The sequence below is a fragment of the Thauera mechernichensis genome (assembly GCF_029588855.1).
Classification (GTDB): domain Bacteria; phylum Pseudomonadota; class Gammaproteobacteria; order Burkholderiales; family Rhodocyclaceae; genus Thauera; species Thauera mechernichensis.
In genome coordinates this window covers 19,042-39,806 of record NZ_JARQZE010000018.1, presented here as the reverse complement: position 1 = coordinate 39,806, position 20,765 = coordinate 19,042, and the positions used below count along the sequence as shown (strand labels likewise).

Sequence of the window (20,765 nt, the reverse complement as noted above, 5' to 3'; positions counted from 1 at the left end):
CATGTCCGAACGCCACCCGATCGTCGCCATCACTGGCTCCTCCGGTGCCGGCACCAGCACCGTGCAGCGCACCTTCGAGGAGGTGTTCCGCCGCGAAGGCGTCGCCGCCGCCGTCATCGAAGGCGACAGCTTCCACGCCTACGACCGCAAGACGATGCGCGAGAAGCTCGCCGCCCGCGAGGGCAGCACGGGCTGCCAGCTCAGCCACTTCGGCCCCGAGGCCAACCTCTTCGGCGAACTCGAGAACCTCTTTCGCAGCTACGCCGAATCCGGCGGCGGCAGGCGCCGCAAGTACCTTCACAGCCTGGAAGAGGCCGAGCACTACCAGCAGCCGCCGGGCACGTTCACCCCTTGGGAAGAGCTGCCCACCGGCACCGACCTGCTGTTCTACGAGGGCCTGCACGGCGCCGTCCAGCACGAGCAGGTGGACGTGGCCCGCTTCGTCGACCTGCTGATCGGCGTGGTGCCGGTGGTGAACCTGGAGTGGATCCAGAAGCTGCACCGCGACAAGAGCACCCGCGGCTACTCCACCGAGGCCGTCACCGATACCATCCTGCGCCGCATGCACGACTACGTTCATTACATCTGCCCGCAGTTCGCCCGCACCCATGTGAACTTCCAGCGCGTGCCGATGGTGGATACCTCCAACCCCTTCATCGCGCGCTCGATCCCGACCGCCGACGAATCAATGGTGGTGATCCGCTTCGCCAACCCCAAGGGCATCGACTTTCCCTACCTGCTCAACATGATCAACGACAGCTTCATGAGCCGTGCCAACACCATCGTGGTGCCGGGCGGAAAGATGGAGCTGGCCATGCAGCTGATCTTCACCCCCTTCATCTGGCGCCTGATGGACCGCCGTCGCAAGGCGCTGGCGCAATGACGACGAAACACCGGCCACAACGCACCGCTCACGCCCCTGCTCGCATCCGCAGCCTGCGTGCCCGCGCACCATCGAAAGGAGTCCTCCGATGAACTTTCTGCGTCTGTCCGACCTCGACCTTGCCGGCAAGCGGGTCTTCATCCGCGCCGACTTGAATGTTCCCTTCAATGCAGACGGCAGCCTCGCGGACGACACGCGCATCCGCGCCACACTGCCCGCCATCCGCCACTGCCTGGACGCCGGTGCAGCGGTCATGATCACCTCGCACCTCGGACGCCCGGTCGAAGGAGCGCTCGCAGCCGCCGACTCGCTGGCACCCGTCGCTGGCGCATTATCCTCACTGCTCGGACACCCCGTGCCGCTGGTCAAGGACTGGACCGACGGCGGCTTCGGCGTGCGTGCGAGCGAGCTGGTGCTGCTCGAGAACTGCCGGGGCAATGTCGGCGAGAAGGCCGATGACCCACGGCTCGCCGCCCGCATCGCCCGCTTCATCGACGTCTACGTCAACGACGCCTTCGGCACCGCACACCGCAAGGAATGCACCCTCCACGCACTGGCACTCGCCGCGCCGGTGGCCTGCGCCGGGCCGTTGATGACGGCCGAACTCGATGCGCTGGGACGTGCGCTGGCCCACCCCGCGCGCCCGCTCGCGGCGATCGTCGCCGGCTCGAAGGTGTCGACCAAGCTCACCATCCTCGAGAGTCTGGCTGCCAAGGTGGACGTGCTCGTACTGGGCGGCGGCATCGCCAACACCTTCCTCGCCGCGCGCGGCTGCGAGGTCGGCGCCTCCCTGCACGAACCCGACCTGCTCGACGCCGCCCGCCGCATCGAGCGCCGGCTGGCTGAACACGGCGGCGTGGTTTGGCTGCCCGAGGACGTGGTGGTCGCCGACCGCTTCGCCCCCGACGCCGACGCCCGTAACCATGACACCGAGCACGTACCACCAGGCACCATGATCCTCGACATCGGGCCGCAGAGCCGGGATTCGCTCGCTGGCGTGCTCGCCCGCGCCGGCACCATCGTATGGAACGGCCCGGTTGGCGTGTTCGAGATGGACGCGTTCGCGGCCGGCACGCGGGCACTCGCCTCAGCCATCGCCGCCAGCCCGGCCTACAGCATCGCAGGCGGCGGCGACACGCTGGCGGCCATAGCACGCTTCGACGTCGGCGAGCAGATCGACTACATCTCCACCGGTGGCGGCGCCTTCCTGGCGTTTCTCGAAGGCAGCGAACTGCCGGCCGTCGCCGCATTGCGCACCCGCGCCCGCACGGCGAGCCGTCGCATCGGACCGGTCCCGCAGTTCGAGCATGAGCCGGAGCTCAGCTGAGCGGGCACCCACTGGCTGCGGTGGGCGGGCCGCCCTCCGCAGCGGCTTGTCATCGCCTGCAGCGGTGGGCAAGAATGCCGACAGATCCGCATTCCCATCCCCACTCGGCCTCCTCCCCCTCCATGTCCCTGCCCGAACAGCACCCCCTGCGCCGCCCGCTCAACGACGAGGTACACGCCCGCCCGCCCGTTCCGCTCGACGCGCCCGAGTACGTGAGCTACCTGGCAGTCCTTCACCATGAAGGCAGCGCCAGTCGCGAGGCAGCCCATCTCTCGGCGCTGGCCGAGCAGTTCGGCCTCGACTCCCCGGTTACCGACAGCGGCCACGTCCTGCTCGAGATGGACGGTTTTCGCCTCAAGTGGGAACGACACAACGAGTTCTCCAGCTACACCTTCTTCCGCCCCATCCTGGCCGGTGACAGCAGCGAGGAGCACGCACTGCTGGCCGTACCTGCAGCGTGGCGGCGGGACATCCCGGGGCAGATCATCGCCGCCACCCATATCGAGGTCCGCAGCACGGACGACGTCCTCCCCGACAGCCTGCTCGAGCAGGCCTCGCCGCGCGGCGAAACCCTGGTCGCCTCACGCGTGGCGGATTGTGCCGGCTGGGTGTTCACCGACTTCCACATCCACGACGGCTTTTCGCGCTTCGTGCTGCTCGACGACGGCCTCACCCCGCGCCAGGCCGGCCGCATGGTGCAACGCCTGGTCGAGATCGAAACCTATCGCGTGATGGCCCTGCTCGCCTTTCCGGTCGCCAAGGAGGTTGGCCGTCTGCTTTCTCGAGCAGAGGATGAGCTCGCAGACCTCATGGACGGCCTCGGCCAGGCCCGCAGCACCGACGACGACCGCATCATGCTAGGCCGCCTCACCCGCCTGGCGGCAGAGGTCGAACGCTCGGTGGCCCGCACCACCTTCCGCTTCGGCGCCGCAGCGGCCTACTACCGCCTGGTGCAACAACGCATCGACGAACTGCGCGAGTCACGGCTGAACGGCTTCCCCACCATGCGCGAGTTCATGGAACGCCGGCTGGCCCCGGCCATCGCCACCTGCGCGACGATCGCCCGCCGCCAGGAGGATCTGTCCGGCCGCGTCGCACGCAACTCGCAACTGCTGCGTACGCGGGTCGACATCGAGCTCGAACGCCAGAACCAGGAGTTGCTCGCGCAGATGAACCGCCGCGCCAAGATCCAGCTCCATCTGCAGGAGACGGTGGAAGGCCTGTCGGTGGTGGCCATCACCTACTACGCTTCGCAACTGGTCAACTACGTCGCCAAGGGCGCCAAGGACTTCATCGCGCCAGCCACGCCGGAAGTGCTCACCGCGGCGTCGATTCCGGTCATCGCCGGGCTGGTGTACATGGGCTTGCGGCGAATGCGCAAGTTGCTGGCGCGGGAAGAGCGCAGCGGCCATCCCTGAGCTGCCCGCCACGGCCCTGCTCCGTCCCACGGCCTAGTGCGGGCGTTGGGGCAGCTCGGGGGCGAAGAAGCGCAGCGTGTTGCGGCCGGCAGCCTTGGCCTCGTACATGGCGAGGTCGGCCTGCCTGATCAGCTCGTCCACCTGCAATCCCTTGCCCGCAAAGACTCTGATGCCGATGCTTGGCGTGCTGACATGGACGTGCCCCTGCAACACATAATGTTTCCCGAGGCAGTCCAGGATCTTCTCGCCGACGGCTCGGGCATGTGCAACCGCCTCGTCCTCGCGCACGCCCAACCCGCCCAGCATCACCACGAACTCGTCGCCGCCGATGCGGGCGACGGTGTCCTCCTCGCGCACGCAGGACCGCAGCCGGCATGCCACTTCCACGAGCAGCACATCGCCCTGGTCATGCCCCAAGGTGTCGTTGAGCGCCTTGAAGTTGTCAAGGTCGATGAACAGCAGCGCCCCATGCTGGGCGTTGCGGCTGCCCTGCGCGAGCAGCTGCTGCAGGCGATCGACCAGCAATCTGCGGTTGGGAAGGTCGGTGAGCGCATCGTAGAAGGCCAGATGGCGGATCTCCTCCTCCATGGCCTTGCGCTGGGTGATGTCCGTGGATATGCCGCACAACGCGTAGATCGAACCATCCTCCCGGCGCAGCGGCAACTTGACTGACATGAAGGTGCGCTCGGCCGTGCCGCCGCGGGTGGTGTTGATCTCTTCGACCGCCACGCGCTCGCCGTGCTCGATCACTCTTCTGTCATTGCGCGCCAGATTCGCAGCGGTGGCCGCATCGAAGAAATCCGCGTCGGTCTTGCCGACCAGGTCTGCCTGACGACAATCGAACAAGTCGCATACCAGGCGGTTCGCATAGCTGTAGCGATAGTCCGCGCCCTTGATATAGATGTAGGCCTCGACACTGTCGAGGATCGTCGCGAGCTTGTCCTCACTCTCACGCAAGCGCTCCGCCTGCGCCCTCAGGGCCGCACGCTGGGCACGGTTCTCGTCGTGATAGCGCATGAAGAGACGTCCGGACCAGCGCGAGAACAGCCAGGACGCAACCAGGGCGACGCCCAGCGCAAGCCCCAGCGCGATCATCAGGCCGCGCCCTCGCGGACCGCTCATGCGTTCGAACGACTCGCGCTCGGCAAGCAGGGCGCCATGCAGTTCGTCCTCGAACACGGCAACGACGAGAATCCAGCCCCAAGGCTGGGCAGTCTCCACTCTGGCCAGCTTGGGCGCAAGCACGCCGGTCGCCGGATTGCGCCACAAGTAGCGCACCAACCCTCCACCCTCGCGCGCCTTGGCATACAGAGTGCGCAAAGCCTCGCCCTGCTCGGCAGGAAGCTCGCTGAAATGCTTGCCTTCGAGTTCGGGCTCGGAGGGCGAAAGCAGGGAGCGGCCTTCGGCATCGATCAGGCCGACATAGCCACTTTCACCAAAGCGGAAGCCGCGCAGTCGGGCCAGCGCCTCATTCTGCAGATGGATTTCCCACTCGTAGGTGTAATCGCCTGTGCCGATCAGCCAGTCGTAAGGCTCGAAGTGGCGGACATAGGCAAGCTTGTCGGCCATGCGCTGAGGGTCATCAGGACGGTACCAGCGGTAGCGGAAGAACCCCTGTCCCGGTGGCAGGCGTGCTGCATCGATGAGGCCCCGCATGATGTAGCGGCCAGTGTCGTCCTGGTTATCCGGCATCAGCCGCCCTTCGAACTGCGGGGCGGTGGGCAGCAGGATGAAGCGACCGCTCATGTCGTCGATGAAGAAATATCCTCGCCCATCGAAGAAACGCACAGGCCTGAGCGCCTCGACAATCAAACGCTGAATATCGTCATCGGGTCGCCGTCCCACTTCACGCGCATGTATGGCGGTTGCGATCTGGAGCGCCGCTTCCACAGGCTCGATGACGGCGTTGCGCAGCGTCTCTTCGGTGCGCGAGCGGGTGAACTCCAGATAGTCGAGCGCAGAGGCCATCTCGGCGTCCAGGCGCGCTTCCAGCTTGGCGGTAACAACCTGCTCCAGACGCGCGATCGAGGCCCGATGCGCATCGATGTGCTGCCAGGAAAAGATGCTGCCCAGGGCCAGCGTCAGGACGACAACAACAACCAGGGTACCGACGAGGTGAAGCCGCGGAATGACTCGAGCTTGATCGGAAAGAGACACGATATCGGGGCGCACTGCCAGCGCCAGTATGAATGCACGGACCGGATTCTAGATGCTGCAGCGCAAAATAGCGCCATCAAGCATCACGGTCGCACGCATTCTCAAGGACGGCCACGACAAATCGCGCCCCTACGCGGCAATGCGTCACACAGTCGGCTGACGGGCTGCCCCCCTGGCGCACCCGCGCCGTCCGGCCTAGGCAGCGCCCTGCACCCTGCTACTGCCCGACTCCTGCAACTCTTCACGGACACGCCCCCCACGCATGTCGCCAATCGTTGCCCGCACACTCTTGAGGTGGTACTCCATCAACAGCTTCTTCGTTGCCTCGGGTACGGCCGGATCATGATAGATGCTGTGGAAGAGCTGCGACTGCACGAACATTGTCTGGCGCTTGATCGTGGCGCAATCGGGGTCCCTGACGCCATTGTTCAACTTGGCCACGATCGACAGTACGTCGCGCTTGAACTTGTAGATCACCGGCGTCTTCTCTCGCGACCTGACAGCAGGCGTCGTGTCCGTCGCAAAACCGATGAGTCTGCACAGAAAGGCCTTCATGATTCAGCGGTGGGCACTCGGAGCGCGTCTGGCAACGCATTGTTTCAACACGGGGGACCCAGCCTGCAACTGCAGGACAGCGTCTGATCGAGCACCGAATTATACCCCCGTCAATTCCGAACGCATAGCAAGCATTCGGCAGGCGGCAGTCTGCCCCCGGATCAGTGCCAGGCGCCAGCCTCGCGCTCGCGCGCGTACTTGCCGTAACGGTAACCCGACCACGGCGACACGGAAATCACGCCGCCATCGTCAGAGAACGCGAACGTGATGATCTGTTCAGCACCCAGCCACGGTGCCCCCCCGCCCTTGGCGGGCAGCGGTTCGGGCAACCCGAGTGCGCGCGCTTCCGGGGTGAACAGGAAGGGCGCGGGCGAGTGAATCTCCGGCACATACTTCAAGGAAACGAAACGGGTGCCGTCCATGGCATGAACCGGCAGGGATTCGGCGATCTCGCGGACCTTGACCTCGCCAAAGCAGAACCTCGACTCACGACGGCTGTAGTAAGGCTCGCCGGCCTCGAGCAGATGGTACTTCCCGTCCGAGAACGCCAGCAGCCCGGCCTGCTCCAGCCCCTTGCATGCGTCGCACGGGATATGGTTCCACATCGGCGAGCGCGGGAATGCGCCGGGTATGGTGATGCAAGCCGGAGCCAGGCGTTCGAGCTCGGTGTCGATCGCCGTTGCAAACACGGCGGCATGGTCTCTGACCACTGCTGCGCCATGAGGGTCGGCACCCGACTTCATCAACACCAAGTACAGGCCAATACCGGCCGCCGACAATACAAGCACGCCACGAAGCAACTGCATGATATCCCTCGATCCGCGTCAAGAAGGCACTTCGATGAAGAGCACCGGTGCCCTGAACGTCCCCGTCAATCCTGTCAGCCTTGTCCTCTGTGCATGCGCAACCACTCAAGAACATCCTCAGCACTCCTGTCCGGCGGAAACACGGGATAGAACACCTTGCGGATGACGCCCTCCTCGACGACCAGCGTCAAGCGCTTGTATAGCTCCATGCCTGCGGCGTTGAAGGTCGGCAGGTGCAGCGCCGTCTTCAAGGCAAGCGCACTATCGCTCAGCAGTTCAAAAGGCAGACGCAGCCGGTCGCGGGCTTCGCGCTGGTAATCCGAGCTCTGGGCACTCAGGCCGAAAACACGCGCCCCAAGCGCGGCGAGCTCGCCATGGTGGTCACGGAAGCTGCAGGACTGCGGCGTACAGCCGCGCGCACCAGGAATTGCATCCCAGCCATCCGGCAAAGGCACACCTGGCTGCCCGGTCCGGGGATATACGTAGATGACGCATGAACCATGCAGGGTGCTCAGATTGACCGTCGAACCATCGGTGGCGGCGAGCACCAGATCTGGCGCAGATGCGCCTTCAAGATGCGCAGCCGCCCCATCATCGACGGGACACGGCAACTCGGGGGGTAACACGGAAGGATTGATATTCATGGCAGTTTCATCAAGTAAGGGTCAAGCACCCGTATCGGCTGCAAACAGCGCGCACCGCCCCGGTCCGGAGCCCCCGCCTCAGTGGCTATCGGGAGAGCTGTACCGCTCGATGACCTGCCGTTCGGTCAATGTGGGCGTCTGGTTCGCGAGCGCATAGTAGCCCGGCTTCCTGTCGATATAGACCTGCGTGACGATCTCGAAATCGGTGGAATCGAACACGCCAGCAGGGACGAAGTAGGCGCCAGTGGACAAGAGCTTGTAATAGAGGTGTGTTCCACATCTACTGCAGAAGCCTCGCTCTGCCCACTCGGATGACGAAAACACCGAGATATGCTGAGCCCCCTCAAACTGCACGTCTGGCCCACAATGAACGGCCAGGAGTGGCCCACCACCCCATCGCCGACAGAACCCGCAATGGCAGGCACCAATTTCCTTCACGTCGGGCGAGATGAGGTTCACTGCGCCACAAAGACAACGACCTTTCATGCGCCTACCCTCCAGAGACTGTTGCAGCGGAACACTCGGCCACCTGCGCGCCTGGCACGGTCACAGCACATGTGACCGCGGCCTCAACGCAACGCCATTACAGCATACGGAATGACGACCAGAAGCAACAGACCAAATGACAGGTAGTTTCCTGTTCGTGGATCGAAGTCTCTGAACACCCTGGCCCATGGCCGTTTGAGAAGCGTCCTGGCCAGAACGATATCGAAGCTGGCCATGAACAATGCCAAGGCAAGCCCAATGGCAAGGAGTGCCCCTGGCTCATTCACTCCGATGCCGGGGACAAGCAGGTAACACACACCGAACGCCAAGGCTGTGCCCGTCACGATGCTTACCTTCAAGGCTCGCCCCTTGCCCACCCGCGGAACAAGCACTGCGGCCCTTAGAATTCAGTCGGCGATACTCAAGGACACGCCACATTTCCTATTCTCAAACGACTCCAGCACAGAGCATTGCTCACTGCCTGGAACCCATCGATGACTGTGCCTTCCACAATCACGAAAGTGAGCGCCCCTCCCCTATAATCCCGGCTTTGCCAGCAACCCGAGGCCCCACCGTGGCGACGCCCATTTTCGAGACTTCCATCAAGAGCCTGCCGCTACTCGGCCGCGGCAAGGTGCGCGACATCTACGCCGTCGATGCCGACAAGCTGCTGATCGTGACCAGCGACCGCCTGTCTGCTTTCGACGTGATCCTTCCCGACCCGATCCCGGACAAGGGCCGCGTGCTGGTGGCGCTGGCCAACTTCTGGTTCGACAGGCTCGGCCACATCCTGCCCAACCAGCTCACCGGCATCGACCCCGAGACGGTGGTGGCGGCGGACGAGCGCGACCAGGTGCGCGGACGCGCACTGGTGGTCAAGCGCCTCAAGCCCTTGCCGATCGAGGCGGTGGTGCGGGGCTACGTGATCGGCTCGGGCTGGAAAGACTACCAGGCCAGCGGCGCCATCTGCGGCATCGCGCTACCGGCGGGTCTGCAACAGGCGGCGAAGCTGCCGGCACCGATCTTCACACCCTCGTCCAAGGCGGACATGGGCGAGCACGACGAGAACATCTCCTTCGAGCAGGCGCAGGCGCGCTGCGACGCCATGCTGAAGGACGCGCTCGCCGGCACTGGCAAGACCGGTGCGCAACTTGCCGAGGAAGCGCGCACAGCAGCGATTGCGCTGTACTCCGAAGCAGCAGACTACGCTGCAGGTCGCGGCATCATCATTGCTGACACCAAGTTCGAGTTCGGCATCGATGCCGCCGGCACGCTGCACCTGATCGACGAAGCGCTCACCCCAGACTCGTCGCGGTTCTGGCCCGCCGACAGCTACCGCGAAGGCATCAGCCCACCGTCCTTCGACAAGCAGTACGTGCGCGACTACCTCGAAACGCTCGACTGGAACAAGACCGCGCCCGGCCCCCGGTTGCCGGCCGAGGTCATTGAGCACACCGCAGGCAAGTACCGCGAGGCCTACGAGCGCCTGACCGGCTGCGCCCTGGCCTGAGCGCAGCGGGCCGGGTCGCTCTGTTCCAGCCCGATTGCAGCAGCCCCGTGGGGCCCGTCCGCAAGCGTGTGCGGACGGGCCCCACGCTTATGAACGGCGGCTGCCGGGATGGAACAGGAACAACTCGTATTCGCGAACTCGACGATTCTGTCCTACTCTAAGAGTCAGCCTGCCGCCCGAGACGCCCTCGTGGACGCCGGAGCGACAGCGCACCCCTCGCAGCACACCACAGGGAGACAGCCATGGACCACTCGTCAAACTCGCTGGAGCAGCATTTCCACCTGCCACACGTTCGCCATATCGACCGTTCGCGCCCCCTGCAGTGGTTGAAGCTGGGCTGGGAAGATATGCGCGACAACCTCGGCGCAAGCCTGCCCTACGGGGTCGTGCTCGCTGCGATGGGGTACTTGATACTCTCCTTCGCCGCCGACATGCCCTATCTGTTCACAGCGGCCATTTCAGGCTTCTTCCTGGTCGGTCCGATCGCGGCGGCAGGTCTCTACGAGGTCTCACGCCGGCACGAGCGCGGCGAACGGGCCTCCTTCATGGACTCGATGAGGGGCCTGCGCGGACACGCTGACAGCATCGCCTACTTCGGGGTCTTCCTCGCGCTCGCGCTCATCGCCTGGGAGCGCCTGTCGGCGATACTTTTCGCACTGTTCTTCCGGGGCGACCTCGCCGAAGTCTCAGGCTTTCTCAGCAGCGTCTTCATGTCGGGCGAGAACCTGTACTTCGTATTCGCCTACATGGTGATCGGCGGCACGCTGGCGGCCGTGGTGTTCGCGCTGTCCGCCGTCGCCATTCCGATGCTGATGGATCGTGACGTCGACAGCGTAACCGCAGCCATGACCAGCCTGCGGGCAGTTCAGGTGAACTTCGACACGATGGCGCTATGGGCAGCGATCATCGTCGCGCTCGTCCTGGTGGGCTTTGCAACCATGATGATCGGCATGGTCATCCTGCTGCCGCTCCTGGGCCACGCGAGCTGGCATGCGTATCGCGACCTGATCGAGAAGTAAGTACGACAACCAACAGCAGTTCAATTGAGATTGCTGCGGGCGCCCATAGCGGCGCCCGCAGCAATTTTTACGGCACAATAGTCCGCATCAACCAACCCTGGATTGCCCACGATTCCCATGCAGAACGACAGCACCGCAGCCAATCCTCTCCTCGATTTCTCCGCGATGCCGCGCTTCGAGGACATCAAGCCCGAACATGTCGAGCCTGCCATCCGCAGTCTGATCGACGAGAACCGCGCGCTGATCGAGCGCCTCACCGCCGAGCCGGGCACCCCCACCTGGGACGGCTTCGTCAGCCCGATGGACGAGGCCGGCGAGCGCCTCGGCCGCGCCTGGGGCGTGGTCGGCCACCTGCACAGCGTGTTCGACGTGCCCGAGTGGCGCGAGGCCTATAACGCGATGTTGCCCGAGATCTCGCGCTTCTACGCCGAGGTCGGTCAGAACCTGGCGCTGTTCGAGAAGTACAAGGCACTGCACGACAGCCCCGAGTTCGCCACCCTGTCGCCGGTGCGCCAGCGCATCCTCGGGCACGGGCTGCGCGACTTCCGCCTCTCCGGCGCCGAACTGCCCGATGACCAGAAGCCCCGCTTCCAGGAAATCCAGGAAGAGCAGTCCCAGCTCGCAGCCAAGTTCTCCGAGAACCTGCTCGACGCCACCAACGCCCACGCCGAGTGGGTCAGCGATGAGGCAGGCCTTGCCGGGATCCCGGACGATGTCCGCCAGGCCGCCCGCGCCGCAGCCGAGGCCGAGGGCAAGCCGGGCTGGAAGTTCACCCTGCAGATGCCCTCCTATCTGCCGGTGCTGCAGTACGCCGACGACCGCGAACTGCGTGCGCGCATGTACCGCGCCTACGCCACCCGCGCTTCCGAGCTGGGTAAGCCCGAGCTCGACAACGGCCCGCTGATCGGACGCATCCTTGCGCTGCGCGATGAAGAAGCCCGCATGCTCGGCTATCGCAACTTCGCCGAGGTGTCGCTGGTTCCCAAGATGGCCGACACGCCGGAACAGGTGCTCGGCTTCCTGCGCGACCTCGCCGCCAAGGCCAAGCCCTTTGCCGAGAAGGACCTGGAAGAGCTCAAGGCCTTCGCCAGGGCCGAGCTCGGCCTCGATACGCTCGAACCCTGGGACGTGGCCTACGCCTCCGAGAAACTCCGCCAGGCGCGCTACGCCTATTCCGACCAGGAGGTGAAGCAATACTTCCCCGAGCCCAAGGTGCTCGACGGCCTGTTCGGCGTGATCCGCGCGCTCTACCGCGTCGACATCCTGCCCGACGAAGCGCCCACCTGGGACCCGGACGTACGCTTCTTCCGCATCGAGAAGGACGGTGCAGACGGACCGGAACTCGTCGGCCACTTCTACCTCGACCTGCACGCGCGCAGCACCAAGCGCGGCGGCGCGTGGATGGACTCGGCGCGCAGCCGCCACCGCAACACCTGGGGCAGCGACACGCCGGTGGCCTACCTGGTGTGCAACTTCCCCGGCCCGGTCGGCGGCAAACCGGCCACCTTCACCCACGACGACGTGCTCACCCTGTTCCACGAGTGCGGCCACGGCCTGCACCACCTGCTCACCCAGGTGGACGAACTGGCGGTATCCGGTATCCACGGCGTGGAATGGGACGCGGTCGAACTGCCCAGCCAGTTCATGGAGAACTTCTGCTGGGAATGGGACGTACTGCAGGGCATGACCGCCCACGTCGACACCGGCGCGCCGCTGCCGCGCGCACTCTACGACAAGATGATCGCCGCCAAGAACTTCCAGAGCGGCATGCAGACCGTGCGCCAGCTCGAGTTTTCGATGTTCGACCTGCGCCTGCACGGCGAGGTGGATGCCTCCTCGGGTCCCGTCCCGATCGAGCGCGTCATGGCCCTGCTCGACGAAGTGCGCCGCGAAGTGGCGGTGATGATCCCGCCCGCCTGGCACCGCTTCCCGCACAGCTTCTCGCACATCTTCGCCGGCGGCTACGCGGCCGGCTACTACAGCTACAAGTGGGCCGAGGTACTGTCGGCCGACGCCTTCGAGGCCTTCGAGGAAGCCGGCGCGGGCAAGGGCAGCCTGCTCGACCCCGAGACCGGCGAACGCTTCTGGCGCGAGATCCTGGCGGTGGGCGGCAGCCGACCGGCGCTCGACTCCTTCAAGGCCTTCCGCGGTCGCGAGCCCAGGGTCGACGCGCTGCTGCGCCACAGCGGGATGGTGGCGCAGGCATGAAGATCGCCACCTGGAACGTCAATTCGCTGAAGGTCCGCCTGCCGCATGTCCTCGACTGGCTGGCGGCCAACAAGCCCGACGCGCTGTGCCTGCAGGAACTCAAGCTCGAAGACAAGGCCTTCCCGGTCGCTGAGCTGGAGGCCGCCGGCTACCACGCCGCATTCATCGGCCAGAAGACCTACAACGGCGTCGCCATCCTCAGCCCGCAGCCGATCGAAGAGACGACGGTGGTGCGCAACATCCCCGGCTTCGAGGACGAGCAGAAGCGCATCATCGCCGCCACCATCAACGGCGTGCGCGTGGTGTGCGGCTACTTTCCCAACGGCCAGGCAGTGGGTTCGGACAAGTTCGAGTACAAGCTGCGCTGGCTCGCCGCGCTGACCGAGTGGTTGCGCGAGGAGCTGAAAACGCACGAGCGCCTGGTGCTGGCGGGCGACTTCAACATCGCCCCCGAGGACCGCGACGCCCATCCGGAGTGGAAGGACGAGATCCATGTCTCGGAGCCCGAGCGCGCCGCCTTCCACGCGCTGCAGGACCTGGGCCTGATCGACGCCTTCCGCCTCTTCGAGCAGCCCGAGCGCGCATTCTCGTGGTGGGACTACCGGATGATGGCCTTCCGCCGCAATTTCGGCCTCCGTATCGACCACCTGCTGGTGTCGCCCGCGCTGCGGGAGGCCTGCCGCAGTTGCGCGGTGGACAAGGAGCCGCGCCGGCTGGAGCGGCCTTCGGACCATGCGCCGGTGGTGCTGGAGCTGGCCTGAACCGATGAGCACCAGCCCATCCCCGACCACAGCCGCCCAGCTCGACGCACGCTACCCGGTCCTGGCCGAGCTCTCTGCGCCCGCGCGCGCGCAATTGCTGCGGAGCGCGCAATGGATGCGCGTGCCTGCAGGGGCGATGCTGTTCGACGACCGCCAGGCCTGCGAGGGCTTCCCCTTCGTGGTCGAGGGCTCGGTGCGGGTAAGCAAGTGCGCACCCAACGGGCGCGAGCTTCCGCTCTATCGCGTTGGCCCGGGCGAGACCTGCATCATCTCGTCGTCCTGCCTGCTCGGCCACGAGGACTACAACGCGCGCGGTGTCACCGAGGCCGACACCGAGCTGATGCTGCTGCCCAAGCCGGTGTTCGACGCCATGCTGGGTGAGCGCGCCTTCCGCGACTTCGTCTTCCACCTCTTCGCCGAGCGCATCGCCGACCTCATGCAGCTGATCGAGGAGGTCGCCTTCCGCAAGCTCGACCAGCGCCTGGCCGCCCTGCTGCTCGGCAAGGGCCGCACGATCCACACCACGCATCAGCACCTCGCCGACGAACTTGGCAGCGTGCGCGAGATCGTGAGCCGCTTGCTGAAGGGATTCGCCGAACAGGGCCTGGTACGCCTGGGGCGCGAGCAGATCGAGATACTCGACGCGACGGGACTGCGCAGGCTGGCAGCGGACGGCTCCGCCAAGCCGGGGTGATGCGGACTGGATACGGGCACCTTGGCCACGTGGATCTGTCGCATGGAAGTGGGCGCTATGTAACCTCGGTTACAGACCGGGGTCATGCGCCCGTGGTCCAATGGCGCCACTCACCCATCTGCAGCAAGGAGAACCTCATGAAGACGAACGTTGGCGGCATCGACAAGATCCTGCGCATCCTGGTCGGCATCGCGCTGATCGCCTGGGCCCTGTTCGGCGGGCCGGTGTGGGCCTGGATCGGTATCCTGCCGCTGGCTACCGGCCTGATGGGCTGGTGCCCGGCCTACACGCTGATCGGCCTCAACACCTGCCCGCTCAGCAAGAAGTAATCGACTTCGCAACACATCAGAAAGCCGGGGTAACCCGGCTTTTTTCATTGCGCAGGCGCAGCGCGGCGGCGCTGCGGTCTCAGCCCCTCGCGCTGCAGTGATTGGCGATGGCGACGAACTGCGCCACCGACAGCCGCTCCCCGCGCAGGCTGCCATCGATGCCCAGGGCCTCGAAGTCGGCGTCGCCTACGAAGTCGCGCAGCGTGTTCTTGAGCGTCTTGCGGCGCTGACCGAAGGCCGCAGTGACGATGCGGCCGAGCAGCGCCTCGTCCTGAGCACCGAGCTGATCGACAGGCAGCGGCGCCATGCGCACGATGCTCGACATCACCTTCGGCGCCGGCCGGAACGCGCCTGGCGGCACGTCGAACAAGCGTCCCATGCGGAAGCGGTACTGCAGCATTACCGAAAGCCGGCCGTACTCCTCGGTGCCCGGCTCGGCCACCATGCGCATCACCACCTCCTTCTGCAGCATGAAGGTCATATCCCTGACGCGATCGGCAAAGCCAGCGAGGTGGAACAGGATAGGCGTCGAAATGTTGTACGGCAGGTTACCGACGATGCGCAGCGCGGGCCCCGCATCTGCGGCAAGCCCGGCACACAGGCTACCGAAGTCGAACTTGAGCGCATCACCCTCGTGCACCGTGATCTGCGCAGGTGTGTAGCGCTCATGCAGGCGGGCGATGAGGTCGCGGTCGATCTCGACCACGTGCAGATGGCCCAGACGCTCGATCAGCGGTGCAGTCATCGCGCCCAGTCCGGGGCCGATCTCGACCATCAGGTCGCCGGCCTGCGGGCGGATGCCGTCGATGATCTTGCGGATGATGTTGGGGTCGGACAGGAAATTCTGGCCGAAGCGCTTGCGGGCACGGTGGCCGTCGGTCTCGTGGTCGTGCATGTCTCTTCTCTTGCGGCCCGGCGCGTGGCGCGGGTCAGGCAGCCGCGCGCGCCGCCACCATGGCAGTCGCGAGTTCAACGGCGGCAAAAAGGCTGCCCGCGTCGGCGCGGCCACTGCCGGCCAGGTCGAGTGCAGTGCCATGGTCCACCGAAGTGCGGATGATCGGCAGTCCCAGGGTCACATTGACGCCGCCGCCGAAGCTGGCGTGCTTGAGCACAGGCAGGCCTTGGTCGTGGTACATCGCCAGCACCGCATCGCCACGCTCGAGCGTGTGCGGCACGAACAAGGTGTCTGCCGGCAAGGGGCCGACCAGGTGCATGCCCTCGCCGCGCAGGCGGGCCAGCACCGGCTCGATGACCTCGATCTCTTCGCGCCCCATGTGCCCCCCCTCACCCGCGTGCGGGTTGAGCCCAGCAACCAGGACGCGCGGGCTGGCGATGCCAAAGTGACGGACGAGGTCGCTGTGCACGATGCGCAGCGTCTGCTCGAGCAGGTCGGGGGTAATCGCCGCCGGCACCGCGGCCAGCGGCAGGTGGGTGGTTGCGAGCGCGACGCGCAGGCCACCACCGACCAGCATCATCACCACACGCGGCGTGCCGGTATGCTCGGCGAGGTATTCGGTGTGGCCACTGAACGGCAGGGAGTCGTGCGCACCCAGCCCCTCGCAGATCACGCCTTTATGCACCGGGGCGGTGACCATGGCGGCGAACTCGCCCTGCACGCAGCCGGCAATCGCGCGGTCGAGCAGCGCCAGCACATGAGCCGCATTGGCCGGGTCGAGGGCGCCGGCGCGCGCGGGACGGGCAAGCGGCAGGTGCAGTACATCGAGCGTACCGGCCACTGCCGCCTCGTCGGCACGGAAGGGGCGCAGCACGACCCGAACCCCTGCCATCGCGGCCCGCTCACGGATGAGTTCGATGTCGCCAAGCACCACGAGGCGCGCCGACCACGGCCGCTCGGCCAGTCGTGCGCACAGCTCGGGCCCGACGCCGGCCGGCTCGCCGCTGGTGACGGCGATCAGGGGCGCGGAGTGTGCCAGTGTCACTCGCGCTCCAGGCGAAGCTCGACGTAGGTACTGTCGCGCAACTGGCGCAGCCAGTCCTCGTAGCCTTCCTCGGCCTTGCGCTCGCGCAAGGCCATGCGTGCTGCATTGCGCTTGCGCTCGTCGGTGACGTCCTGCACGCGGCGCTCCACGACCTGGATCAAGTGCCAGCCGAAGGGCGAGCGCACCGGTGCGCTCACCTCGCCCGGCTGCAGCGCATTCATCGCACGCTCGAACTCGGGCACGGTGTCGCCCGGGTTCAGCCAGCCCAGGTCGCCACCGCTGGCGGCGGAAAGATCGGCCGAGTTGGCCTTGGCCAGATCACCGAAGTCGGCACCATTGACCACGCGCTCGCGCAACGCGAGCAGGCGAGCCTCGGCCTCGGCGTCATCGAGCACCTCGGAGGTGCGCACCAGGATATGGCGTGCGCGCGTCTGTTCAAGCTGTTGTGCGGTATCGATGCCACCGCCGCGCCGATCGACCAGGCGGACGATGTGAAGCCCCGCCGCGCTGCGCAGCACTGGCGAGGTCTCGCCCGGGCTCATGCCGCGAACCGCATCGGCGAACAGCGCCGGCAGGCGGTCCAGCGGGCGCCAGCCGAGCTCGCCCCCCGACAGGCCATCGGGCGAGTCCGACATCTCGGCCGCCACACGGCCGAAATCCTCGCCCGAGCGCAGGCGTACAAGCGCCTGCTCGGCACGGGCACGCACCACCTCCACCTGCTGTGGCGAGGCGCCTTCCGGCGTACGCAGCAGAATGTGGGCGACGGCGAACTCCTGACCCGAGAAGGCGTCCGGGTTGTTGGCGATGAAATTGTCGATCTCGGCGTCGGTGACCACGATGCGGCTATCGACCTCGCGTTCGCGCAGGCGGGTGAGCAGGATCTCGGTGCGGATCTCGTCGCGGAAACGGCCCCAGGCGACGCCGTCGGCGTCGAGCGCCGCACGCAACTGTTCCATCGACATGTTGTTGTTGCCGGCGATGCGCTCGATCGCGCGTTCGAGCGTGGTGTCGTCCACCCGCAGCGCGGTCTCTTCGGCCAGCTGCACCTGCGCACGCTCGACGATCAGGCGCTCGAGCAGCTGGCGCTCGAGGACTTCCATGGGCGGCAGCTCGACGCCCTGGCGGCGCAGCTGGCGCTCGGCCTGTTCCACGCGGGCGCGTAACTGCAAGGCGGTGATGACCTCGTTGTTGACGACCGCGATGATGCGATCGACCTCGACCGCACGCGTCTGCGCATGGGCCGGCAAGGCCAGGCCAGCCGCGGCGAGGGTGACGACGAGGGCGCTACGGGTGCGGGAAATTAGGCGATTCATGGTCATTTGCAATGGGGTTCGCATGTACTGGCAGGGGCTGCGGCGCTCAATCGACGCCGAAGACGCGGTCCGCCGAAGAGTCGTTGATCTTGCCATAGCCGGGCACGCTGCGCTTGATCAGGCTGACCGGATTCGAGCCGATGCTGGCAAGGTCGTTGAGCTCGAGCTGCAGGAAGACGGCCTTGGTCACGTCGCTCTCGTCGATCGCGAAGCGGTGCATCGCAATCCGGAATGCCCAGCAGCCGCCGTTGTATTCCAGCCCGCCGATGGCTTCGGTCACGCGGTTGTCCTTGAGCGAATGCGTCACCCGGCCCACGCCATACCAGCCCCGCCCAAGCGGCCACTGGCCGGAGACGTCGACGTCCTCGAGGCCGACGATGCTGTCGGCAATGCGCAGGCTGGGCGCATAGCGGTAGCTCAGGTTGAGCACCTTGGCGAAATCCGGCTGGTAACGGACGCTGGCATTGATGCGTTCGCTGCGCCCGCTGTCGGTGTTGTACTGCACATAGGAATCGCCCGAGCCCGTGCGCGTGACACGCCCGCCGATGCCCGCAAGCAGTTCGGCCCCCTGCCCCGAGGGACGCAGGGTGTCGCCCGAGTTCAGCGACACCTTCTGATCGGAGAAGTAGTAGCGCTGGCCGACCACCGCCCGCAGGCGCTCGATGCCGGTATCGGACTCGATCAGGCGCGTGCTTACCGCGGCGGTCAGGTCGTTGGCGTCGCCGATGCGGTCGCTGCCGGAGAAGCGGTTCTCGGAGAACAGCTGCGCGAAGCCGACGTCGAAGCGGCTGGTGTCGAACAGCGGGATCTCGTCCTGCTTGCGGCTGGGCACGCGCAGGTAATAGAGCCGTGGCTCGAGCGTCTGCAGGTAATCACCGCCGAACAGGTTCGTGTCACGCTCGAAGAAGAGGCCGGAATCGACCGAAACGATGGGCAGCGAGCGGGTCACCGAGGTCTTCATGCCAGCATCCGCTGGCGAGCGGTCGATGTCGTAGCTGGTGTAGTGCAGGCCAGCCTTTGGCGTCACGAACCAGGCGGCTCCCGTCATGGGCAGCGAGACCTGGGGATAGGCGGTGAAGCGCCTCGCCTCGTCGCGGTCACGCCGTGCATCCTCGTGCGCGAAATGCACGTACTCGGTATTGAGTACCGCGCTCACGCCGCCGGGAAGGTCTGCGCGTGCGGCATCGAGGCGCAGTTGCGGCAGGCGGCGATACGGCGACCTGTTCCTCGATTCAGGATCGGGGCTGAGCGTCTGGTAGCTCTGCGCCAGCGCCGATGCCGTCCACCAGCCGCCGGTATAGATCAGACGCCCCTCGCGCAGCAGGTTGACCCGGGACGCAACACCGATGCGGGAGGACAGATCCTCGAAATAACTGTCGTCGGATACCGCATTGAGGTCCACCGTGCCATACAGGTTGGGCGCAATGCGGTGCTGGTGCTGCAGCGCACCCAGACGGCGCTCCTCGCCGGTGACGTTATCCTTGGGCATCCACTCGACCCGGCTCGTACCCTGGTAGTCCTCGCCCAGGTAGCGGAACTCGCCGCCCAGCTGCAGGCCGCGCCGGCTCATGATGCGGGGCGCGAGCGTGGCGTCGTAGTTGGGCGCCAAGTTGAAATAGTAGGGCTGCGTGAAGTCGACACCGGTCTTGTTGGACGACCCGAAGGTCGGCGGCAGCAGGCCGGACTGGCGTTGGCCATTGAGCGGAAACTCGGCCCACGGCATCCAGAACAAGGGCACGTCCATGAACACCACCGATCCACCACGAGCAGTGCCCACCTCGCGGTCATAGTCGAGCTGCAGGTCGCGCGCCTTGATGTACCAGTCGGGGTCATTGGCGCGGCAGGTCGTCCACGTGGCGTTCTCGAGCCTGTACTGGTTCTCGCCCTCCAGACGCAGCAGGTCGGCGGCACCACTGCCGGCCACCGGGCGCGCCTCGCCACCCGCCTCACGCGGCCCCTGCTCGCGCGACAGCACGTAACGCGGCGATTCGAAACTGCCCACCTGGTCGCCGACGACCAGGGTCGCACGGGGCCCCTCGATACGATCCTGACCACGCAGCATCACCACGTTACCCTCGGCCAGCACCTCGTCGGTCGGCTCGCGGTACGTGACACGATCTGCCGTGAGCAACACATCGTCGCGCTGCAGTTCGGCCTCGCCCTCGGCGACCAGTTCGATGCCACGCGCTCCCAGGATGCGCAGCGCGCTGACCGCGGTCGTTCCGGCAGGCAGCTTCGCCACCGCGCCCAGCGGCACCGTGGCAGCGGCGGGTGCATCCGCGGGCTGAGCCTGGCGCGCGCGCGGGGTCTCGGCCTGCTCGGGCGCGACGGCTTGCGTCTGCGGCACGGCGGCAGGCAGGCTACGTTCTTCCACCGTCACCTGCGGCACCGTTGCACTTGCCTGGCCTGCAGCCGGACTCGGAGCCTGTGGGCGAGCCTCGACCGGAGCAGGCCGCTGCGTATCCGTAGCAGGTACGGGCGCCACCACACGAGCGGGCGCTGGACGCAGAAGGTCGGGCGAGACCAGAAGCGGCGGTAGCCCTTGGGCGAAGGTTGCTCCGGACATGCCGAGCAACAACAGTGGAATCAGACGAATGCGCGTATTCGGAGCCATCAAGCCCAAGCCTTCCCGTCGTTCGCAATGTGCGGCAGCCCACCCGAACCAGCGTATTGATAAACTCATGGATTGTACACGAACCCCCACGGAGAACCCGC

19 protein-coding genes are annotated in these 20,765 nt (G+C 66.1%); 9 read left to right on the top strand and 10 right to left on the bottom strand.

Annotation, left to right across the window (positions count from 1 at the left end; translation table 11 throughout):
- Position 1: 1 nt before the first annotated feature.
- The 3 genes from P7F68_RS17075 (at position 2) to P7F68_RS17065 (ending at position 3,628) form a co-directional block, all read left to right on the top strand.
- Positions 2 to 883, top strand: coding sequence for a phosphoribulokinase (locus tag P7F68_RS17075; protein WP_002938964.1), 882 nt, complete (start codon positions 2 to 4; stop codon positions 881 to 883).
- An 88-nt stretch (positions 884 to 971) separates the two neighbouring features.
- Positions 972 to 2,210: a phosphoglycerate kinase gene (locus tag P7F68_RS17070; RefSeq protein WP_277834920.1), complete on the top strand. Its 1,239-nt coding sequence runs from the start codon at positions 972 to 974 to the stop codon at positions 2,208 to 2,210.
- Between the two features lie 122 nt (positions 2,211 to 2,332).
- Positions 2,333 to 3,628 carry a DUF3422 family protein gene (locus tag P7F68_RS17065; protein WP_277834918.1) on the top strand — a complete coding sequence of 432 codons (1,296 nt, stop codon included), beginning with the start codon at positions 2,333 to 2,335 and terminating at the stop codon, positions 3,626 to 3,628.
- Positions 3,629 to 3,661: 33 nt separating this feature from the next.
- Here P7F68_RS17065 and P7F68_RS17060 read toward each other — a convergent pair whose 3' ends face one another.
- From P7F68_RS17060 to P7F68_RS17035, 6 genes are all read right to left on the bottom strand, one after another.
- Positions 3,662 to 5,785, bottom strand: a complete 2,124-nt coding sequence (locus P7F68_RS17060; protein WP_277834916.1) for a sensor domain-containing diguanylate cyclase — start codon at positions 5,783 to 5,785, stop codon at positions 3,662 to 3,664.
- A gap of 195 nt (positions 5,786 to 5,980) precedes the next feature.
- A complete protein-coding gene (locus P7F68_RS17055) occupies positions 5,981 to 6,262 on the bottom strand; it encodes a hypothetical protein (protein WP_277834914.1) in 282 nt (93 codons plus the stop codon).
- A gap of 239 nt (positions 6,263 to 6,501) precedes the next feature.
- On the bottom strand, positions 6,502 to 7,146 hold the full coding sequence (locus P7F68_RS17050; protein ID WP_277834912.1) for a hypothetical protein: 645 nt from the start codon (positions 7,144 to 7,146) through the stop codon (positions 6,502 to 6,504).
- 74 nt (positions 7,147 to 7,220) lie between these two features.
- Entirely contained in the window at positions 7,221 to 7,790 is a 570-nt protein-coding gene (locus P7F68_RS17045; RefSeq protein WP_277834910.1) for a peroxiredoxin, read from the bottom strand.
- A 78-nt stretch (positions 7,791 to 7,868) separates the two neighbouring features.
- The gene (locus tag P7F68_RS17040) at positions 7,869 to 8,276 is read right to left on the bottom strand and encodes a GFA family protein (protein WP_277834908.1); all 408 of its coding nucleotides are present in this window, start codon (positions 8,274 to 8,276) and stop codon (positions 7,869 to 7,871) included.
- Between the two features lie 83 nt (positions 8,277 to 8,359).
- A complete protein-coding gene (locus tag P7F68_RS17035) occupies positions 8,360 to 8,635 on the bottom strand; it encodes a hypothetical protein (protein ID WP_002929469.1) in 276 nt (91 codons plus the stop codon).
- Between the two features lie 215 nt (positions 8,636 to 8,850).
- Here P7F68_RS17035 and P7F68_RS17030 point away from each other — a divergent pair, with 215 nt between their 5' ends.
- The 6 genes from P7F68_RS17030 (at position 8,851) to P7F68_RS17005 (ending at position 14,797) form a co-directional block, all read left to right on the top strand.
- Positions 8,851 to 9,786 (top strand): phosphoribosylaminoimidazolesuccinocarboxamide synthase, encoded by a 936-nt coding sequence (locus P7F68_RS17030; RefSeq protein ID WP_277834906.1) that lies wholly within the window; start codon positions 8,851 to 8,853, stop codon positions 9,784 to 9,786.
- Positions 9,787 to 10,028: 242 nt separating this feature from the next.
- On the top strand, positions 10,029 to 10,805 hold the full coding sequence (locus P7F68_RS17025) for a DUF2189 domain-containing protein (RefSeq protein WP_002938979.1): 777 nt from the start codon (positions 10,029 to 10,031) through the stop codon (positions 10,803 to 10,805).
- Positions 10,806 to 10,922: 117 nt separating this feature from the next.
- Positions 10,923 to 13,013: a M3 family metallopeptidase gene (locus tag P7F68_RS17020; RefSeq protein ID WP_277834903.1), complete on the top strand. Its 2,091-nt coding sequence runs from the start codon at positions 10,923 to 10,925 to the stop codon at positions 13,011 to 13,013.
- Entirely contained in the window at positions 13,010 to 13,774 is a 765-nt protein-coding gene (xth, locus tag P7F68_RS17015; protein ID WP_277834901.1) for an exodeoxyribonuclease III, read from the top strand. The genes P7F68_RS17020 and xth overlap by 4 nt, the downstream gene beginning before the upstream one ends.
- 4 nt (positions 13,775 to 13,778) lie before the next feature.
- The gene (locus tag P7F68_RS17010; RefSeq protein WP_277834899.1) at positions 13,779 to 14,468 is read left to right on the top strand and encodes a Crp/Fnr family transcriptional regulator; all 690 of its coding nucleotides are present in this window, start codon (positions 13,779 to 13,781) and stop codon (positions 14,466 to 14,468) included.
- A 137-nt stretch (positions 14,469 to 14,605) separates the two neighbouring features.
- Positions 14,606 to 14,797, top strand: coding sequence for a YgaP family membrane protein (locus tag P7F68_RS17005; protein ID WP_002929486.1), 192 nt, complete (start codon positions 14,606 to 14,608; stop codon positions 14,795 to 14,797).
- Positions 14,798 to 14,876: 79 nt separating this feature from the next.
- Here P7F68_RS17005 and rsmA read toward each other — a convergent pair whose 3' ends face one another.
- Genes rsmA through P7F68_RS16985 form a run of 4 tightly spaced genes read right to left on the bottom strand, consistent with a single transcriptional unit; the run spans position 14,877 to position 20,439 of the window.
- On the bottom strand, positions 14,877 to 15,692 hold the full coding sequence (rsmA, locus tag P7F68_RS17000) for a 16S rRNA (adenine(1518)-N(6)/adenine(1519)-N(6))-dimethyltransferase RsmA (RefSeq protein WP_002938985.1): 816 nt from the start codon (positions 15,690 to 15,692) through the stop codon (positions 14,877 to 14,879).
- A gap of 34 nt (positions 15,693 to 15,726) precedes the next feature.
- Complete coding sequence (gene pdxA, locus P7F68_RS16995; RefSeq protein WP_277834896.1) at positions 15,727 to 16,737, bottom strand: 4-hydroxythreonine-4-phosphate dehydrogenase PdxA; 1,011 nt, start codon at positions 16,735 to 16,737, stop codon at positions 15,727 to 15,729.
- Complete coding sequence (locus P7F68_RS16990; protein WP_002938988.1) at positions 16,734 to 18,050, bottom strand: peptidylprolyl isomerase; 1,317 nt, start codon at positions 18,048 to 18,050, stop codon at positions 16,734 to 16,736. The genes pdxA and P7F68_RS16990 overlap by 4 nt, the downstream gene beginning before the upstream one ends.
- Positions 18,051 to 18,096: 46 nt before the next feature.
- A complete protein-coding gene (locus P7F68_RS16985; RefSeq protein ID WP_277835002.1) occupies positions 18,097 to 20,439 on the bottom strand; it encodes an LPS-assembly protein LptD in 2,343 nt (780 codons plus the stop codon).
- Positions 20,440 to 20,765: the final 326 nt, after the last annotated feature.

What these genes read in the sequence shown, in the direction of transcription:
- P7F68_RS17075 (WP_002938964.1), top strand. Translation starts at nt 2, where the DNA reads ATGTCCGAACGCCACCCGATCGTCGCCATCACTGGCTCCTCCGGTGCC.
- P7F68_RS17070 (WP_277834920.1), top strand. Translation starts at nt 972, where the DNA reads ATGAACTTTCTGCGTCTGTCCGACCTCGACCTTGCCGGCAAGCGGGTC.
- P7F68_RS17065 (WP_277834918.1), top strand. Translation starts at nt 2,333, where the DNA reads ATGTCCCTGCCCGAACAGCACCCCCTGCGCCGCCCGCTCAACGACGAG.
- P7F68_RS17050 (WP_277834912.1), bottom strand. Translation starts at nt 7,146, where the DNA reads ATGCAGTTGCTTCGTGGCGTGCTTGTATTGTCGGCGGCCGGTATTGGC.
- P7F68_RS17045 (WP_277834910.1), bottom strand. Translation starts at nt 7,790, where the DNA reads ATGAATATCAATCCTTCCGTGTTACCCCCCGAGTTGCCGTGTCCCGTC.
- P7F68_RS17040 (WP_277834908.1), bottom strand. Translation starts at nt 8,276, where the DNA reads ATGAAAGGTCGTTGTCTTTGTGGCGCAGTGAACCTCATCTCGCCCGAC.
- P7F68_RS17025 (WP_002938979.1), top strand. Translation starts at nt 10,029, where the DNA reads ATGGACCACTCGTCAAACTCGCTGGAGCAGCATTTCCACCTGCCACAC.
- P7F68_RS17020 (WP_277834903.1), top strand. Translation starts at nt 10,923, where the DNA reads ATGCAGAACGACAGCACCGCAGCCAATCCTCTCCTCGATTTCTCCGCG.
- xth (WP_277834901.1), top strand. Translation starts at nt 13,010, where the DNA reads ATGAAGATCGCCACCTGGAACGTCAATTCGCTGAAGGTCCGCCTGCCG.
- P7F68_RS17010 (WP_277834899.1), top strand. Translation starts at nt 13,779, where the DNA reads ATGAGCACCAGCCCATCCCCGACCACAGCCGCCCAGCTCGACGCACGC.
- P7F68_RS17005 (WP_002929486.1), top strand. Translation starts at nt 14,606, where the DNA reads ATGAAGACGAACGTTGGCGGCATCGACAAGATCCTGCGCATCCTGGTC.
- rsmA (WP_002938985.1), bottom strand. Translation starts at nt 15,692, where the DNA reads ATGCACGACCACGAGACCGACGGCCACCGTGCCCGCAAGCGCTTCGGC.
- P7F68_RS16990 (WP_002938988.1), bottom strand. Translation starts at nt 18,050, where the DNA reads ATGAATCGCCTAATTTCCCGCACCCGTAGCGCCCTCGTCGTCACCCTC.